Consider the following 17,355-nt stretch of genomic DNA (forward strand, 5'->3'; position numbering starts at 1 on the left):
AAAAAGTATATGAAACCCTTAATGCGCTTCTGAAATATTATGGGAAAAAGAGTTTTAAAGTTCGTGGAAAACGAAAAAGGGCGAGGTTCACTCCAAAAGCTTTAGTTTTGGTACAAAATACTACGTTTCTTGTACTGGCAACAGTAACGGGATACAACCTATTTTCTTCAGAGTTAGCAAAAACGGACAATTCCTTTAGAAAATGTAAAGTAGGTTGATGGAGGAAAATGATGAAAATATATGGAAATAAATTAAAAATCATGTTCTTTTTTCTACTATTGTTCACCTTTGTTGTGAGCAATCCGAGAACTAGTGTGGCACAAGATGGAGCGGAAGTTCCAACCAAAGGAGCCATTACTTTGTTTGATGAAGAACTAGAAAGTAGTGAAGAACAAACAACACCCAGTTCATCAAAGCCAAGCTCAGAAGAGTTGGTACCTGATGATTCTAATGTAAAACCTAAAGGAAAGCTACCTTCAACAGGAGAGCTAATCAATTATGGTTTGATTAGTGGTGGTATTCTCGTATTAATCGTGGGTCTATTTTATTTTATTAAAAGACGGAAAAATCACGATGAAACAAATGAAGGGGGCGCGAGTGAATGAAAAAAATTCATTGGATTCCTGCCTTGTTTCTAGTTACTTTTAGTTTGTTTAGTACGATTAGTTCCACTGCCGCTTATGCTGAAGACGCAACTGGTGAGATGGGAATTACGTTTGATGGATTAGTAGATCCGAATTTTGGTATTAGAGATCCAGAAGCACCCAAAAATGAGTTAATAACAAATGGAGAGTACGGAAAAACAACCGGACCTTTAAGAATCGATTTTGTTCCTAATTTGAACTTTAATAGTAATAAAATTGCAGATGGAGATATCGCTTACTCTGCTGATGCCTTACTGTTTAAAGATGTGATTGTACCTCGTGGATATTTTATCCAAGTATCTGATTATCGAGAGGCACGCACAGGTTGGAGCTTACAAGTTAGACAAGAAACACAATTTACGAATCAGAGCAAAAAAGATAGTCAGCTAAATGGTGCAGTTCTTTCCTTTGATCAATCGTGGGTTAATACAGTTAATGGATCTGGACAATATCCTACCATATCCAAAGAAGTTGTTCGCTTAAACAATATAGGTGAAACCTATACTTTAGCGCAAGCAGGAAACGGAACCGGCGGAGGTACGTGGAGTATTGCATTTGGCTCATCCCAAGACAATAAGCTTGGGCTTACGTCAACGCTACAACCTAGGTTGGATAGAAGTAATAAACCAGTTACTGACTCAACCAATGATAATCAAGCTGTTTATATGAATGATGCGGTTCGTTTATCTATCCCAGGAAAAACTGCAAAAGAGCCGGGAACATACACAACTGTGCTAACGTGGATTATATCTGAGCTGCCATAAAAACACTCATCTAGTAGGAAATACAAATGAAATTAACACACACACGGTACAAAATAATTTTAACAATAACTATTTCACAGAAAATTTTAAAGCTGAGAAAAATCCTGTGCTCGGTTGTCATGTTTAGAAGTTTTTAAGCATATTGTAAAAAAAAATTTGTTTTTTCAGTATTTTTTGTCTAATCACTCGACAGAATTGAAAAGATGGAACAATTGATTATCTTTTATAATGAGAATGTGAGGTTGTATAAAAAATGAAGACCTAGCTTATTTGTAACGTAGACAAAGATAAGACGTTAGAATTTGGAAGGTTGTTCGCATTGACTCATGGATAAAAGTTTCCTTACTGACGAAATTGAGGGCAAAGTTGTTGTAAAAAGAAACGAATGATCGAACTTAGAATAGATATAAACAGCTAGCCCGTGTTTGTGATTCTAAGTAAAACGATTAATTCATCATGCGGAGGAAATATTATGATGAAAAAACAGAAAAATTTAATAGGAATACTTGCCTTATGCATGTGGGGATGGCTCCTTTTCGGTGCAAATACTGAAATTTCTGAGGCATATTCATGGACTTCTTTTGAAAAATCGCCAAGAGTCATTCAAATAGATTCTGGGAGCGCAAGTACAATTGATCCAGACGCAATTAACTTAGGGTTAGTTGGGATTGAAAATACGATAACTGTTTATACTGCTAATGGGTCCATAAAGGCAACTGAACCGCTCTATCAATCTAAATCTATTGCATTTGCTGTAAATGAAACGGCAAGAGTTACAAAAGCTGGTATTTACAAAGGGCGTTATGTAGATCTAGTGTTTAAAAATACAGGACCTAGTGGAGGGTCCATTAGTTTAAGTACTACAGGTACAATATCGTTTTATAGAACAAACCAAAATAGTTCTGAGTACTATACTAACTACTTAACAATGACTATAGTTGACCATGAAACTAGTGAAACATTTAAGAATAATACGTTCTATTTACCAACGTTTAATAGCAGTATTAATTACCCATTAGGTCAATATGTTAAAGGATATGACAAGCAAAAAACGAATTCTTATTATATTGCCGCAGACGATAGCTTCATAAAAACAAGTACGTATCTTGATATCAAATCAATGCCGTCCTTTGATTTGATTTCATCTACAGGGAATAGTCAAGGTTACTTCACTGTATATGGAAATATGGATGCAACTGGATATAAATTTGGAAGTGTAAGTAACGTATCTTCTGCTACAGCAATTAATTTTTTCCAGAGTAGCTTAAAATCGCCGTTACCGGTAGATTATTTGCCATTAGCTATTCCTAAGACAGCTACTCCGTCGGAAGATCAAAAGAGTATGGAATTAACGATGGAACAAACCTTGTCAAAACAGAGTAAAGATTCATATATTCCAAGTGGTGACAGTTTTGAACTATCTATTGTTGAAGAAAATACAAAATTTTTGAATGTTAAAAAAGAAGACTTCACTCTTTCGATTGATGGTAATACGATTGCAAATGATGGAAGTTCATATACATTGGGTGTTGCTAGATCAGGTGATAAAACAGCGATTACTGTTTCCTTGAAAACTGATTTTCTTAAGGAACTAAATAAGAACACGCAGTCTAAGGTGCTAAAAATCAACCAAAAATCAGCGATTATCGATGATGAAACGACAATGAAAGATGCAATAAACGAAAAGAAATTTACGATGCCTGTTTCTGCAGCACTTTCATATGATTTGAAATTTGACGATGCCAGTGCATTAGAGAAAAGTGTAGTTACTCCAAATCAGGATGTATCTCTAACGTTAACACCACCACTGACTGCCGATATTACGACAGGTTATAAAGTCACTAAAGGTACGCAATTAAGTGATATTCCAATTGATAACTTAGTTGCAAATCAAAAAAATACTGTTTACGGATGGGATCAAGTCTCTTTAGCGTATGCAGTTCCAACAACTATTTTGAATACAGCTGGAAATCAAACAGTGGTTGTTAATTTAGTTAGTGGTACATTTGGAAATACAGTGCCAGTTAATGTAGTCATAAACGTTCAGTCGGATTATGTTTTAACCTATGACTCGAATGGTGGACAAGGAATTGTACCGAAACAAGATACTTTTAATACATCTAGCAGTATAACAATAGCAAATGGAACAACTTTATCTAAAGAAGGTTCTAGGTTTGTTGGTTGGAGCCTGGTGAAAGCTCCAACAAGTACGGATAAAATTTATCGACCTGGAGATACCTATGGAAGTTCTGCTTCGGAAAAGAAGAGTGTTACTTTGTATGCGGTATGGAAGTTGAACACAGTTTTATACACATCTTGGAATAGTTCAACTTTAATAAAAGAGTTAACAGAATCTATTTATAGAAATACAGAAGAAGTACTTATTCCATTTTATTGGAATGTTTCTGACAAAACAAAGTATGAAGTTCAAATTCGATTGGGTAACGAAGTTATTTCAACCCAAACAATTGAAAATACTGTAGATAATCAACCCTTAACAAAAGAAGAACTGGGTATTTTGTTAGAAAAAGTTCCCAATAATGGTGACAATATGCTGAGTGTGGATTTTTATGAGCTAGATGAAAAGGGTGAAATCATTGATTTGTCGGAACCAAATGATACATTGGAGCTCAAACTCAATATTGAATTGCCACCAATTTCAGAATATACAGTAAATTTTGTTGATGAGAAAAATAATGTTTTACATGCACCTTATTCGGATTCAGCTGATACAGGAAGTACAGTTAAACTTGATGAAGTGGCAGCCATTAACGAAATTATTGATGGATTAAAAGCTGCAAATTACGATCTAACAGAAAGCCCTGCAAATGAACTATTACTTGGAGCTAGTAGCAATAGTGTGACTTACAAGTTTACAGGTACATTAAAACTTCTTTCTGCACCAAGTGCATTTGACTTTGATATTCAAAAAGTATCAATTAAAGCTGAAAAATTCACTAATCCTGAAATTAAAGGTGATGCACTAGTTGTTTCGGATACGCGAGCAAATAAAGTGAAATGGAATTTGAAAGCAAAGTTAGAGCAACCGCTAATGAGTTTAGATGATAATGATGTGATTATCCCGGATTCAATTAAGTATGGCAATCAAGAAGAGGTAATCACTCTGACAGATGAAAATGCTGTGATCTTTAGCCACACTAATACAGTTTCAGGACAATATAACGTCACACAAGAACACTGGTCTAAAGGCGATGGCTTTTTCCTTGATCTAGCACCCGGTGCAGTTAAAGCCCTTGGAAAATATCAGGCAAAAATGATCATTACTTTGGAAGATGCGAAGTAACGAGAGTAACAATTGATAAAGCAATGATCGGGCGTATGGACCATTCCTTTTGAGAAATCATATGATAGTTCTTAAAAGGATGTGTCGATAGTAAGTCCCGATAGGTTACCCACAGTTATTTGCTGGGTTAACTAAGCAACGATGAATAAGCTGTATAGAAAATAATACAGTTCGTGTACCACTATCTGGCTGAAAAAGTCAGAAACTTAATTAACAATGATAACTTGGATATTATCCAAGCTACCATAAATAAAAAACACACATTTATAGGAGGAAACACAGATGAAATTAACACACAAATTATGCGGAGCAGTATTATTAGCAACTTTAGGAATGGCAGTTGCATTACCAGGAGTTACAAAAGCCGAAGAACAACCTGAAGGTAAAAAAGGCTCTATGGATATTGAATTTACTCGTAACACAGACGAAGATACAAATACAGATAGCCCTATCTTTACTGACTCGAATGGTTCACAAAATACAGATGTTGAATCTGGATCAGATCCAATTACAGTTGATCCTGTAATCTTTGGTGTTCAAGCAGTTTCACCACTTGATTTCCAAAAACATGCAGTTGTAAATGATGGCGATGTACGTACATTCTGGGCTAAAAATTATACAGCTGAAGGTTTTGACGGTTCAAACTACGTTTTAATTAAAGATTCACGTACAACTTTAAACCACAAATACACTTTATCAGCTAAAATTACAAAACCAATGACAGCTACAGTAGATGGTGAAGATTATGCACTATCAGGTTCAACACTTACTTACAGAAATATTGGTATTTTATCAAACCAAGCATCTAACCTTGCGTTACAAGAAGATGCAATCGTAAGCAGCAGTGTTGTAGTTACAGAAGGCGCAGAATCAGTAATGATTAACAATGAGAACGCAGATAGCGGAATTGGCCAATCAAAAATTTACTTTGGTGAAAGAACTGAAGCTGATATCGAAAAGAACTCTAACAAATCAGTAGCATTAACAGTTAACAGCGACAGAGAGATCCTTGAAGGAACTTACTCTGGTGAAGTTACTTGGGTAATGGCTACAGTTAACTAATAAACACTTAGTTAAATTAACGAGTGCTTACCGATCCATATGGGTCGGTAACACCCGTTTATCAAAAATGACTTGAAAGGAATTTATTATGACACACTATTTTAAACGAGGACTATATTTTTTATTGTACATAAGTTGCTTACTATTAATCATTCCACAAACTACATATGCAGAAGATGAACTAGGTGATATCGGATACAGCTACAAAGTCATTAAGCCAGATAATCAAATCAGCAAAGCTGGATATTTTGATTTACGGATGACACCAGATCAAAAACAGACAGTTGAACTTGAATTAAGCAATATGACGGATCAAGAGTTAGGCGTAGATATGTCAGTACATAGCGCTAAAACGAACAGCAATGGTGTCATTGAATATGGACCAACAAAACTTAAAAATGATCCATCGTTGGTTTATGATATTGCTGATTTAGTTAAAGTACCAGAAAAAGTTACACTTGCACCAAACGAAACAAAAAATGTACCAATTGAAATCACAATGCCAAGTGAACAATTTGACGGTTACGTTTCAGGTGGAATTTATTTACAGAAATCTGAAACTGAAGCGGATAAAAAAGCAAGTGAAGATGCGAAAGGCGTTATTAATAAGTATGCGTATATCGTAGGGATGCTTTTAAGTGAAACGGATACTAAATTACAACCTGACTTAACCTTTAATAAAATTTACGCTGGTTCATCAAACTATCGTAATGCGTTTATGGTTGATTTTTCAAATACTGTAGCAGCTTATGTTGAAGGCATGACTGTCGATACACGTATCTACAAAAAAGGTTCAGATGAAGTTCTATACGAATCGAAAAAAGAAAACTACCGTATGGCGCCGAATACATCAATGATTTTTCCGGTAAATTTAAATGGAGAAGAATTTGAAGCAGGAGATTACGAAGGGCATATTATTGTCACAGCAGGTGATAAGAAGTGGGAGTGGCAAGAAGGTTTCACAATCACTCAAAAAGAAGCGGATAAATATAACGCTGAAGATGTATCACTAATTCAAGACCGTGGTATTAATTGGCAATTTATCGCAATGATCGCTGGCGGAATTTTAGCTGCATTATTGGTGATTTACTTACTAGTACGTACATTATCAAATAAAAAGAAAAAAAAGAAGAAGAAAAGCACTAAGGGAAAGAAAAAATAATCAATAGAAAGGGATAGCGTATGACGATATTAGATTGGCTTTTTATTGGGTGTTGTTCGGCTTCCCTGATTACCGTTGCTATTGGTATTTTTTCGCTAATGTTGTCGTTAGGCACGAACAAAAATTTTAATGAATTAAAGCAAAAACGACCTAAAAATGAAAAAAAGAGAAAACGTTGGCAGCGAGCACGACAACAGTTGAAGAAAAAGAAACAAAAGCAAATAAAGCGGGGAATCATTTTTATTATCTTGAGTCTTCTATTTGCAAGCAGCGGTTTCTATGCTCGATATTATCAAACGACTAACTTATCTTCGACAGATAGTGGGATCATCGTTCAAGGTTACTTCATATCACAAGAAGTGGAAAAAAACCTTCATGGTCTTCAAAATGGAGCAGATGTAGAAGAAACCAAAGTGAAATTGATGGAACTTACATCTCTATTAACTTCTTACGGAACTTCAGTACCATCAAATGGTTTATCTAAAGAAGGTAAAAAAGTGTTAAATCGTTATTATGTCCAGATGCGGGAATATGGCACAAATGCTTATTCATTAACAGCAGAACAGCTAGATAACCAAGAAACAGTCTCAACATACTTAGAAGATTTAAAACGCGTTCAGCAGGCACAAAAAAAAGTCTTTGAAGAATTTGGTGTAGATGAAACAGCGTTAAAACAGAAAAAATAAATACAGTCAAAGGGGTTTTTATATGAGTGTCAAAAAGAATCAAACTACCCACTCACGCCCTAATAATAAGCAAAAACCGTCGGGTGTTGCTTCTAAGAAAGAGCAGTATCCGACTTACATAAAAAAACAGAAGTTGCGGTCTAAAGGTAAAAAAAGACAAAGAAAAAAGAGCTGGAAAACTCGGTTTCGAAAAGTTGCGCTAGAGTTTGGTATCAGTATCGTTTTATTAGGTATCATTTTGTATGTGCTGTCTTTATTCACCTTTACAGTTGCAAAAGTAGAAGGTTATTCTATGCTGCCGACATTAAACCATAAAGAATGGGTTTTTGTCAGTAAAGTAACTGAACCAAAACGTTTTAAGTTAGTTTTACATAGAGATCCAGTTAGTAAAGAAACATCTGTCAGACGAGTGGTTGGTTTGCCGGGTGAAACAATCCGCTATGAAGACGATCAATTATATGTGAATGAACAAGATGTGTTTGAACGTTTTCTAGAACCGCAAGTTAAGCTGGCTAAATCGAGTAGTAGTAATTATACAGCAGATTGGACGCCAAAAATTAATCCAGTTCCCAAAGGACAATATTTAGTTTTAGGTGATAATCGACCCTATGCGTCTGATAGTCGAGAATATGGCTATATAGCTGAAAAAGATATTGTAGGTGTGGTAGAAATGCGAATTTTGCCGATTCATCTAATTCAACAGTTTTAAATGATTGAATGGGCAGCAAGAAAGGATGGTTCCGATAAAAAAGAAGCAATTAAAAAAGGGCAAGAACAACATAAAAGAAACTACAAATGATAATGAATCAAATAGTAAAAAAAGAGTCAAAAATCACCTGAAAAATGCTGTTTTCCTACTAATTATGCTTATCGGTGTTCTCTTTCTGATTAAAGTAAAAACCCACATAGTTAGCGGTGAATCGATGATGCCCACACTGCAAAACAAAGACCGCCTATTTGTCCTCAAAAATGAAAAACCCGAACGATACTCATTGATCACATTCCAACCTGGAGAAAAAAAGAATGAATCTTACATAAAACGAGTGATCGGAATGCCTGGTGACCGAATCTGGCTGGATCAAAATAATGTTTACTTAAATTCACAGATGGCTGAAACAAATCCCACCCCGCCAAATGAAGAAAATCTTTCAGGCGCAGATTTGCCGGATGGGACAATAAAAGTTCGCGTGACTTGGGAAGTTGCAGCCAAATTAAAAGATTTTTCAACAATTCCAGAAAACCAATTTTTTGTTTTGGGAGACAATCGCAGAAATTCAAAGGATAGTCGGGAAATGGGATTGATTAACGAAGACCAAATCGAAGGTGTGGTCAAATATAGATATTATCCATTTAATCGAATTGGCACAATTGACTAAAGAAAAGCGAGGATACAAATGAAGCAAAATAAGACAAAATCATTTTTAAAAAAGAATAGTTGGGCAATTGCACTTAGTTTTTTCATTCCTGTGCTAGTTATGGCAGTCAGTTATGCTCAATTTGGTATTTATCCGACAAGTGACCGTACCATTTTAGCTAGTGATGCATTTGGTCAATTGGTTAATTTTTACTCGGGGTTTAATAATTTTTTACATGGCGATCAGTCATTCTTTTATACGTGGTCAGGTTCTTTGGGACTGAATTTTGTCTCACTGATGAGTTACTACGTGAATAGTTTGTATAGTTTTCTACTGATTTTCTTTGATAATTTACATATGCCTGATGCGATGTATGTTATTTTACTAGCAAAAATCGGCTCAATGGGTGTGACGTTTTGGGTGTTTGCGCATCAAACGTTTCGTCTACCTCAATGGACAAAAGTAATTATGAGTATTTCGTATGCGTTAATGAGTTTTACTGTAGCATATTCGATTATGTTGATGTGGATGGATGCGATGATTTATCTACCGCTTGTGTTACTAGGAATTCATCGGTTGATGGATAAACAGAAACCGGTATTATTGTTTATTGCTTATTTATTATTATTCATCACAAACTACTATATGGCGTTTATGGTCGGCTTATTCAGCTTTTTGTATTTTTTCGCTCGTTTATTTACGGAATGGAAACAGTACAAAGGGGCGATCCTTCCTTATCTGATTACTTCGCTTTTGGCAGGTATGGCTTCGATGGTCATTATCCTACCCTCAGTATTAGACTTACGCACAAATGGTGAACAGACAGATGCGATTAACAACTTCTTTACCAAGGATGTTGGATCATGGGATTTTGTAGTCAAAAGTATGTCTGGGGTTTATGATACCTCGAAATTTGGCAGCAGTCCGTTTATTTATATCGGTTTATTGCCGTTACTCTTTTTCATTTTCTATTTTGTAACTAAAAAGATTCCACTTAAAAATAAGCTATTATTCGGTGGTCTTCTGTTGATTATGATTGCAAGTGTTTATATCCAGCCATTGAATTTATTTTGGCAAGGGATGCATTCACCGAATATGTTTTTATTCCGATATAGCTTCCTTTATTCAACTTTAGTTTTGATAGTAGCGGGATTCGGTTTAGAAAAGTTTGAGAAAAAAGATCTTAATATACTCGGGAATATTACCTTATCTGTAATCGGTATATTTATACTAGCGGCGATTGTGTCGAACAAAAAACGTTATGGGTTTATTACTCAAGAATCGTTGATTGTAACGATTGCTTTATTAATCGTATACTTGGTGCTTATTGTGTTGAATACAAAAGGAATCAAATATAAATGGCTTATTCCTGTAGTAATTATTGCAAGTGTTGGTGGTGAGCTACTGTTTAATACTCATCAGATAATGTCTGGAATTAATCGGGAATGGGGATATACCAGCCGTGAAAGGTATACTGCTGGCTATAAAGATATTGAACCACTAGTCCAGAAAACAAAAGAGCAAAATGAGTCGTTTTATCGTTTAGAAAACTTGGATCCAATTAGTCGTACGGATAGTTTTAATTACAATTATTCAGGTGTGACAATGTTTTCATCTATTCGGAATCGTAATTCTTCTCAATATTTAGATCAACTAGGCTATCGCTCTAAAGGAACCAATTTAATTATTCAATATGCAAATAATACTATTTTGATGGATGATTTACTCGGTGTGAAATACAACTTAGCGAAAAATGATCCGCATAAATATGGGTTTAAAGAGATTGAAAAACACGGTGACTACACACTTTACGAAAATGAACATGCATTGCCTTTAGGTGTATTGACGGATGAAGCTATTTACAAAAATGAAAATAGTAGTAATCAGACGGCATTAGTACAATATTTGTCAGAAGCAAATGAAACATTATTCCAATTTACTGGTTTAAATGAAGTTTCTAGAACCAACATGTATGTTCGTGAAGTAGATGATTTTACCATCTTCTCAGAAGAAAACAATGCTGGGGAAGAAAAAAGTATCACGTGGGAAGTTAATGTTCCCGCACAAAGTCAAGCTTATTTAACCTTAGATACTAGTTTATCGAATATCTCAGATAATGGTTCTGTCGAAGTAAGTGTAGCTGGAGGTTATCAAACAACTAATGCACTTTCTTCAACAGGTTCATATTACAATCTTGGCTACTATGAAGAAGCTAAAAAAATAGAAGTAACAGCTAAATTTATTGGCAGTTCAAATGTACAGGTTTTACGTCCGTCTGTCATGCTTTTAAAAACAGATAGGCTTGATGACGCAATCAGTGCGATTAAAGAAAAAGAAGTAACATTTGATGTAAAAGGGAATCATGCCCAAGCTGAAGTGTCTACGGAAAAAGAACAAGTAATTTTCACTACGATTCCTTATGATGCTGGTTGGCAGGCGAAAGTTGATGGTAAAACAGTCGAAATAGAAGCAGTACAAAATGCATTGGTTGCAGTGAAAGTGCCAAAAGGAAAACATACCGTTGAATTGACCTATTATCCACAAGGAATGAAGCTGGGCGGGCTACTGTTTATCAGTAGTATCTTGATTTTTTGCGGTTACGCTTATTGGTATCAGAAAAAAGAGAGAAAGAGAGAAACCCGATGAATAAAAAAAGAACAATACTCTTATCTTTTGTAGCGATTCTGTTTTTTTTAGCAGGGTGTTCAAAAGAATTAGAGCCAAACAAGGAAAAGTTTTCTGCTAGAGGAGTATCTTATGAAATGCAGCTCCCTGGTGGCTGGAAAGCGGATGAAGTAAGCAATAGTAATTATGGCATCCAAACAATTTTTAGTGCAGAAGATAGCAAAAGTAATTCCTATCTATTTATTACCACAACGCCTGTTGCAGAAGTTGAACAAGACGGTTTTGGTGAGCAAACGAGAAAAAAATTACAAGAACGTTATAAATATAAAAATTTAGAAGATGTTTATATGAAAGAACTAAAAGTTGGTGATGCGCCAGCATACAAATATACTTTAAATACAGTATACAAAGAAAAAAGTGTGTGGGCTCATTTCTACTATATTTGGACCAAAGATAGTTTTGTCCAAATGACCTTCTATTCTGCAGATGATAACGCCTATGAAAAACGCTCAGAGAAAATTGATGCATCTGTTGCAACGTTTAGAGAAGTTAGTTTTGATGAAAAAGAAGCAGAGTCTGCACAAGAATCTGAGGAAAAAAGTGAAGGCGATATTGTTACGATAGAAAATGATGAATTAAAAATGGAAACAACAGCAGTCCGAAGAATTACTGGAGCACAAGGAGAAAACTTGTTAGCAATTCGCTATTCATTCACTAATTTAAGTGGAGAACCTGTCCAACCATCCATTTGGGCGGATTTGGTCACAGCGAAACAAAACGGTGAGCCTCTTTCTATTGGAACGCTACCAGAAGACACGTCTCTTTTAGATGTAAAAGAATTAGCAGCAACTCAAATAGAAACCGTGCAGAAGAATGAAACCGTCGAAAGTGTAGTTCTTTATGAACTATTAGATGATAGCACAGTTGAATTGAACTTTTCTCAAGAAGCATTTCCAGAGCAAAAGGCTATAGGGGTGGTGGTTCCTAAATGATGAGTAAGAAAACGAATATAGGAATTGCCTTGTTGATGTGTCTGTTTATTTTTGCCGGATGTGGTTCATCGGATCGCTACGCTAAATTTTCCAAAGAAGATCAACAACTTAGCTGGCAAGGTGAACATAAACGTTCATTTGGTGATTCAGACTATTCTAAAATAGAAACAGAAGCAGAAGCTTTCAGTTTGGTAAAAGATAAATACCAACTTGCTATTCCCAGTTATTACGAGGAAAGCAAAAAGCTGATTGAAGATGAAATTCCTTCCGAAAAGGTGAAGCAAGGAGAGACCCTTTACTCTGTTTTTACCAGAGAAAAAGAGTTGTCCTTTCAAACAACATATACATTTTATGAGGAAGATGAACTACAGATTATGGCGGATGTTACGCTAAACTACGAATTTTCAAAAAAACAAGAACAAGCTTATTTAAGATCGCAAATCGTTTCTATTAAGGTAGTTCAGGTAAAAGGACAACTGCCAAATGATAACGTCGGTGAGTTGATTCAAAATATGGGTCAAACTATGAAATTTTCTGATGAAACAATCGCAACTGGTTTAGCAGGATATGAGCTACAAGTGGATGAAGCAACAAGTCCGATAACAACGGAGTTTCTACCTGTTGTACAAAATACAAATAATATAGACAAAGATACAGAATTTACTAAAATAATTGCAGTATCGTATGATGTTGATGGAACACTTAGAGAAATATACGGAGAAATTTCAGATTTACGTTAAGAAAAAAAGACAAGCAAACTTCGTATCTAGAAGCGTTGCTTGTCTTTTTTGTTTGCAGCAGTGTGCTATAAGCTAAAGAGTTTAATTAATAGGAAAGTTACTCTATTAGCATCGATGTATTCAATGTCTTTTATCCTACTTTTCTAAATTTATAGAAGTAAACTCCTGCCGCTGTACCAATAGCTAGCAAACCTAATCCAAGATAAGAAGCCATTTCTGCACCTAGTTTTGGATAAGTTCCAGTTCCTGTTTTTCCTTTGTCTGCCGGATTTGTATCTGGCTTTTTAGGCGTGTCAGGATCAACTGGTTCGGGTGTAGGAGTCGGAGTTGGTTTTTCTTCTTCTTTCTCTAAGTCTGCCTGAGCAATTGAAATAATTCGTTCACCTGGGAACGGTTCTTTGTATTGAGCAAGATCGACATTGGTTGTAGCATCATATACGCGTAAAGTAGCAGCTTTCTTCAGGTAATCAATTAAAACATTATCTAAAGAAGGACCTTCTTCACGTTCGCCGCCAAGCATATCATATCCGTCACCACCGGCAGCTAAAAAGTCATTCGTTGCCATGTGATAAGTTGCTTGTTCATTAATTGGCTCAAATAAACCAGTTTCCTTATTTTGAACATCGATACGTAAAACACGTTCACCGACGATTGTTTTATCGGTTCCATTACCTTCGTCTGCAGGTAATAAAGAGCCTTTTTTCGTTGAATCATAATAAACATGAATCGTACTAGAAACGTGAAGGAAACCGCCATTTGCACCAAGTTTTGGCTGGTTGTACTCATCTAGAATGATTTCACCATTTTCATCTTTTTGTGCTGCCGAGCGTAAAGATAACTCAAACATTTCTTTAACTTGTGCGCCAGTTACTTTGATCTGTGAAATACTATTCCCGAAAGGCATTACTGCAATCACATCACCCAACGTTACTTTTCCGGGTTCGATATTTGCCCGAATACCGCCGCCGTTAGTCACTGCAAAGTCAGTTGGTGTACTAAAACCAGATTGTCCATAGTCAAGCATCGCATCGCCGATCAGGTTACCTAAGTTAGTTTCACGTGTCCGAACATTATCACGTTCGCCGTTAAACTGATAAGGATTATAATCGATGACAACTTCTGAACCCCATTCTTCAAAATTAGCGCGAGCTTTATCAACTAAAGCTTTGACGGCTGGATTTTCTTCTAATCCTGCTAAAGACTCTGCAGACGTTAAAGATGCCGTTTTCGGGTTAGTATTTTCCCAATCAACATTCACAAGCCCAACGTTGTTTAAATAGTTGCCAGTTTGAGTGTAAATGACATTGCCGTAGTGTTTTCCACCAGGAACAGCAGTATGAGAATGTCCATCTAAAACAGTGATATTTAAATCAGCGAATTCTTTGCTTAAACTATCTGCTAACGTGTCACCACGCCATTCATGCGGTGTGGTTTCGTCAATGCCTAAATGTCCGGCAATGATGTAAGCATCGATTTGTTGTCCGCTATTGTTGATTTCATTGATCGATTTTTTCGTTTCTGTGATCGGATCAGCGAAAGTTACACCAACAATATTATTTGGATGTGTTTTAGTTGCTGTTTCAGGTGTTGTTACTCCGATAATGGCATATGTTTTTCCATCTTTTTCAAGAATTTTATAAGGCTCAAATGCTAATTTTCCATCTTTGAACGTGTTGTTAGATAGCAGAGGAAAATTCAATACTTCTTTGTATTTCATTGCGGTATCAAAGCCGAAATCAAATTCATGATTGCCGACAGCCATTGCATCGTAACCAACTTCATTCATAATTTCTGCCATATCCATACCTTTAGAGAAGTTAGAGATCGGCAGTCCTTGGAATGCATCGCCAACATCAATTAGCAGACCTGGTTCTATTTGATCTTTATAGGTTTTTAGACGAGCCATACCTAAGACATCTTTACCGTTTCCTTCTAAACGCCCATGGACATCATTTGTATGCATAATTGTAAATGATTGAGGTTCAAAATCAGCGTTAATAACATCTTGTTTGGTAATAGGTTTAACGTTCGGCGTACGTCCATCTGCGGCAGGTTCTGTGTGTAATGTTCCATTGTTAACCAATTCGACAGCTAAATCCCGCCATTTTTTCTCAAAATGATAACCGATAATTTCCCAATTTTCTTCGATTTCTTCGGCAGGATCTAAAACATTTTTTTCACGAATGTAATCAGCGATTAGACCGCGAAGTGTTTGCGGATCGGAATTATAAATGGGTTCTCCACTAACAATGCCTTGGGCTAGCAATCCTTCATAACGATAATTATTCATCGCCATCGTATATGTTGCTTCAGGATCGACTGGTTTTCCTTCAATAGTTGGATTGATAATTCGGCTGCCTGAAGGTTTGGAAATATCAATTTTATAGGAGACACCTGAAACCATATCGTAGTTATAGACCCGAATATTTTGATTAAAACTAATCGTTAGATCATCTGGGCCGGGGGTGTTGTAGTAATCGGCCTGATTTTCCATATATTTTAATAAATTTGCACCAGTGATATTGGCACTGACTAGCGTATTTGGATACTTATAAATATCGAAGATGTTTGAATAAGAAATATCGCCCGCATTAAATTTACTATCGGCTTTAAAAAGTGCTGAAGCTGCCAATTGAGCACCAGTTGCTTTACGTTGAACATTGTTAATCAAGGAAATCATTGCTGTTGGACGTAATTGGGCTTCTGGAATACCTTTGACTTCTTCTGGAGGTAAAAAGTCAGCTGTTGCTGTCCCGATTTTTTCAGAGATAAATGCTCTAGTTGTATCGTGATATTCTTGGGTTTCGCTTTTTAAATCTTCATCTGCTGCTACATTTTTAGTATCAACAATAGCTGCGTTACTATTTTTAACTTGCCATTTGTCATTCGTTTTTTCAACATCTAGATCGATTCTGACCATTTCTGTCCCAGTATCTTTTGGTCCAGCTACGGGAACTTTTCCATTTGGTCCATCTAGCTGTTCAGCAAATGAGCGGTGATCGTGACCTAAAATAAATGCATCAATACCGGCAACATTATTGATGACTTGGTCGGCGCTAGCAGCAGGATCTGAATTTTCTCTACCAGCATGAATTGAAGCAACAATAATATCTGCGCTGTCTTTCAATTCAGCAACAGCTTTTTCAGCTTCTTCTTTTAGCGGTTCAAAATAAAGACTTTCGACTTTCGATCCGTCCCATAAAGGAATTTGCGGCGTAGTTAAACCGATGATGCCAACGGTTAAATCTTTTTCCCCGTCACCATTAATATCAATGTCTTTCGTCGTAGTACTGCCAACAAAATGATTGTTTGTTGCTTTAACATAGGTATTAGCTGATAAAATTGGAAATTCAGCTTCTGTATTTATCTTGTGTATTAAATCCAAGCCAAAGTTAAACTCGTGGTTCCCCAAAACCATTGCATCATACTTCATATAGTTCATTGCTTTAATCATTGGATTTGGCTGTTTAATCAGCGGATCTTTATTGTAAAGATCATCAGTTAAAATAGTGCCCTGATTGATATCACCATTATCGATTAAAATAGTACCGTTAGGATTTTGTGTACGGACATTATTAACCACTGTGCTGACTTGAGAAAGCCCGACTGGTGTTTCTTTATCATCTTCATAAGACCAGTTCCATAATTGACCATGTACATCAGAGGTTCCTAAAATTGTTAATTTTTGTGTACCTTCCAGAGCAGTTGTCTGGATGTTGTCTGGTTCTTCTGGTGTTGAACTTGTTGCAGTTACATTTTCTGAAAGTGGTACTTCTGTTGCTTGTGTTTCGCTGCTTAACGTGCTTTCAATTGCTAAAGCTGTCGTTGTTGTTGCGCTTACCAATAAAGTAGAAACCATGAATACCTGTAAACCAAGTTGCACTTTTTTCAAAACTGACTTTTTCACAAAATTCCTCCCTAATAATGAATGATCAAACAAACGAAACGGAAATAATACGCTTTCATTTTCCGCAACAATTAAATAGTAATATATATTCTTAACCTTGTCATTAGAAAATTC

The 17,355-nt window shown here is 36.0% G+C and carries 12 protein-coding genes; 11 read left to right on the top strand and 1 reads right to left on the bottom strand.

All coding sequences use genetic code 11. From position 1 onward, the window contains the following. The first annotated feature begins 230 nt into the window (after positions 1 to 230). From C240_RS06835 to C240_RS06885, 11 genes are all read left to right on the top strand, one after another. Complete coding sequence (locus C240_RS06835) at positions 231 to 605, top strand: LPXTG cell wall anchor domain-containing protein (RefSeq protein ID WP_271493077.1); 375 nt, start codon at positions 231 to 233, stop codon at positions 603 to 605. Then, positions 602 to 1,408 (top strand): WxL domain-containing protein, encoded by an 807-nt coding sequence (locus C240_RS06840; protein ID WP_271493079.1) that lies wholly within the window; start codon positions 602 to 604, stop codon positions 1,406 to 1,408. Before C240_RS06835 ends, C240_RS06840 begins: the two co-directional genes overlap by 4 nt. A gap of 472 nt (positions 1,409 to 1,880) precedes the next feature. After that, positions 1,881 to 4,712: an InlB B-repeat-containing protein gene (locus C240_RS06845; protein ID WP_271493082.1), complete on the top strand. Its 2,832-nt coding sequence runs from the start codon at positions 1,881 to 1,883 to the stop codon at positions 4,710 to 4,712. A 282-nt stretch (positions 4,713 to 4,994) separates the two neighbouring features. Continuing rightward, positions 4,995 to 5,774: a WxL domain-containing protein gene (locus C240_RS06850; RefSeq protein ID WP_271493084.1), complete on the top strand. Its 780-nt coding sequence runs from the start codon at positions 4,995 to 4,997 to the stop codon at positions 5,772 to 5,774. A gap of 88 nt (positions 5,775 to 5,862) precedes the next feature. Beyond that, positions 5,863 to 6,936 (top strand): DUF916 and DUF3324 domain-containing protein, encoded by a 1,074-nt coding sequence (locus C240_RS06855; RefSeq protein WP_271493086.1) that lies wholly within the window; start codon positions 5,863 to 5,865, stop codon positions 6,934 to 6,936. A 20-nt stretch (positions 6,937 to 6,956) separates the two neighbouring features. After that, entirely contained in the window at positions 6,957 to 7,622 is a 666-nt protein-coding gene (locus C240_RS06860) for a YccF domain-containing protein (protein WP_271493088.1), read from the top strand. Positions 7,623 to 7,644: 22 nt separating this feature from the next. Beyond that, positions 7,645 to 8,331 (top strand): signal peptidase I, encoded by a 687-nt coding sequence (lepB, locus tag C240_RS06865; protein ID WP_271493090.1) that lies wholly within the window; start codon positions 7,645 to 7,647, stop codon positions 8,329 to 8,331. A gap of 25 nt (positions 8,332 to 8,356) precedes the next feature. Then, a complete protein-coding gene (lepB, locus tag C240_RS06870; RefSeq protein WP_271493092.1) occupies positions 8,357 to 8,998 on the top strand; it encodes a signal peptidase I in 642 nt (213 codons plus the stop codon). 18 nt (positions 8,999 to 9,016) lie between these two features. Continuing rightward, positions 9,017 to 11,623, top strand: a complete 2,607-nt coding sequence (locus C240_RS06875; RefSeq protein WP_271493094.1) for a YfhO family protein — start codon at positions 9,017 to 9,019, stop codon at positions 11,621 to 11,623. Further along, positions 11,620 to 12,594, top strand: a complete 975-nt coding sequence (locus tag C240_RS06880) for a DUF5067 domain-containing protein (protein ID WP_271493096.1) — start codon at positions 11,620 to 11,622, stop codon at positions 12,592 to 12,594. Before C240_RS06875 ends, C240_RS06880 begins: the two co-directional genes overlap by 4 nt. After that, on the top strand, positions 12,591 to 13,334 hold the full coding sequence (locus C240_RS06885) for a hypothetical protein (protein WP_271493098.1): 744 nt from the start codon (positions 12,591 to 12,593) through the stop codon (positions 13,332 to 13,334). The genes C240_RS06880 and C240_RS06885 overlap by 4 nt, the downstream gene beginning before the upstream one ends. Positions 13,335 to 13,464: 130 nt before the next feature. On the opposite strand, the gene C240_RS06890 is transcribed toward C240_RS06885, so the two are convergent. Next, positions 13,465 to 17,241 carry a 5'-nucleotidase C-terminal domain-containing protein gene (locus tag C240_RS06890; RefSeq protein WP_271493100.1) on the bottom strand — a complete coding sequence of 1,259 codons (3,777 nt, stop codon included), beginning with the start codon at positions 17,239 to 17,241 and terminating at the stop codon, positions 13,465 to 13,467. Positions 17,242 to 17,355: the final 114 nt, after the last annotated feature.

The organism is Enterococcus sp. 5H (assembly GCF_028128615.1).
Lineage (GTDB): Bacteria > Bacillota > Bacilli > Lactobacillales > Enterococcaceae > Enterococcus_L.

Excerpts from the sequence above, each read along its gene's own strand:
- C240_RS06835 (WP_271493077.1), top strand. The coding sequence starts at position 231 with ATGAAAATATATGGAAATAAATTAAAAATCATGTTCTTTTTTCTACTA.
- C240_RS06840 (WP_271493079.1), top strand. The coding sequence starts at position 602 with ATGAAAAAAATTCATTGGATTCCTGCCTTGTTTCTAGTTACTTTTAGT.
- C240_RS06845 (WP_271493082.1), top strand. The coding sequence starts at position 1,881 with ATGATGAAAAAACAGAAAAATTTAATAGGAATACTTGCCTTATGCATG.
- C240_RS06850 (WP_271493084.1), top strand. The coding sequence starts at position 4,995 with ATGAAATTAACACACAAATTATGCGGAGCAGTATTATTAGCAACTTTA.
- C240_RS06855 (WP_271493086.1), top strand. The coding sequence starts at position 5,863 with ATGACACACTATTTTAAACGAGGACTATATTTTTTATTGTACATAAGT.
- C240_RS06860 (WP_271493088.1), top strand. The coding sequence starts at position 6,957 with ATGACGATATTAGATTGGCTTTTTATTGGGTGTTGTTCGGCTTCCCTG.
- lepB (WP_271493090.1), top strand. The coding sequence starts at position 7,645 with ATGAGTGTCAAAAAGAATCAAACTACCCACTCACGCCCTAATAATAAG.
- lepB (WP_271493092.1), top strand. The coding sequence starts at position 8,357 with ATGGTTCCGATAAAAAAGAAGCAATTAAAAAAGGGCAAGAACAACATA.
- C240_RS06875 (WP_271493094.1), top strand. The coding sequence starts at position 9,017 with ATGAAGCAAAATAAGACAAAATCATTTTTAAAAAAGAATAGTTGGGCA.
- C240_RS06880 (WP_271493096.1), top strand. The coding sequence starts at position 11,620 with ATGAATAAAAAAAGAACAATACTCTTATCTTTTGTAGCGATTCTGTTT.
- C240_RS06885 (WP_271493098.1), top strand. The coding sequence starts at position 12,591 with ATGATGAGTAAGAAAACGAATATAGGAATTGCCTTGTTGATGTGTCTG.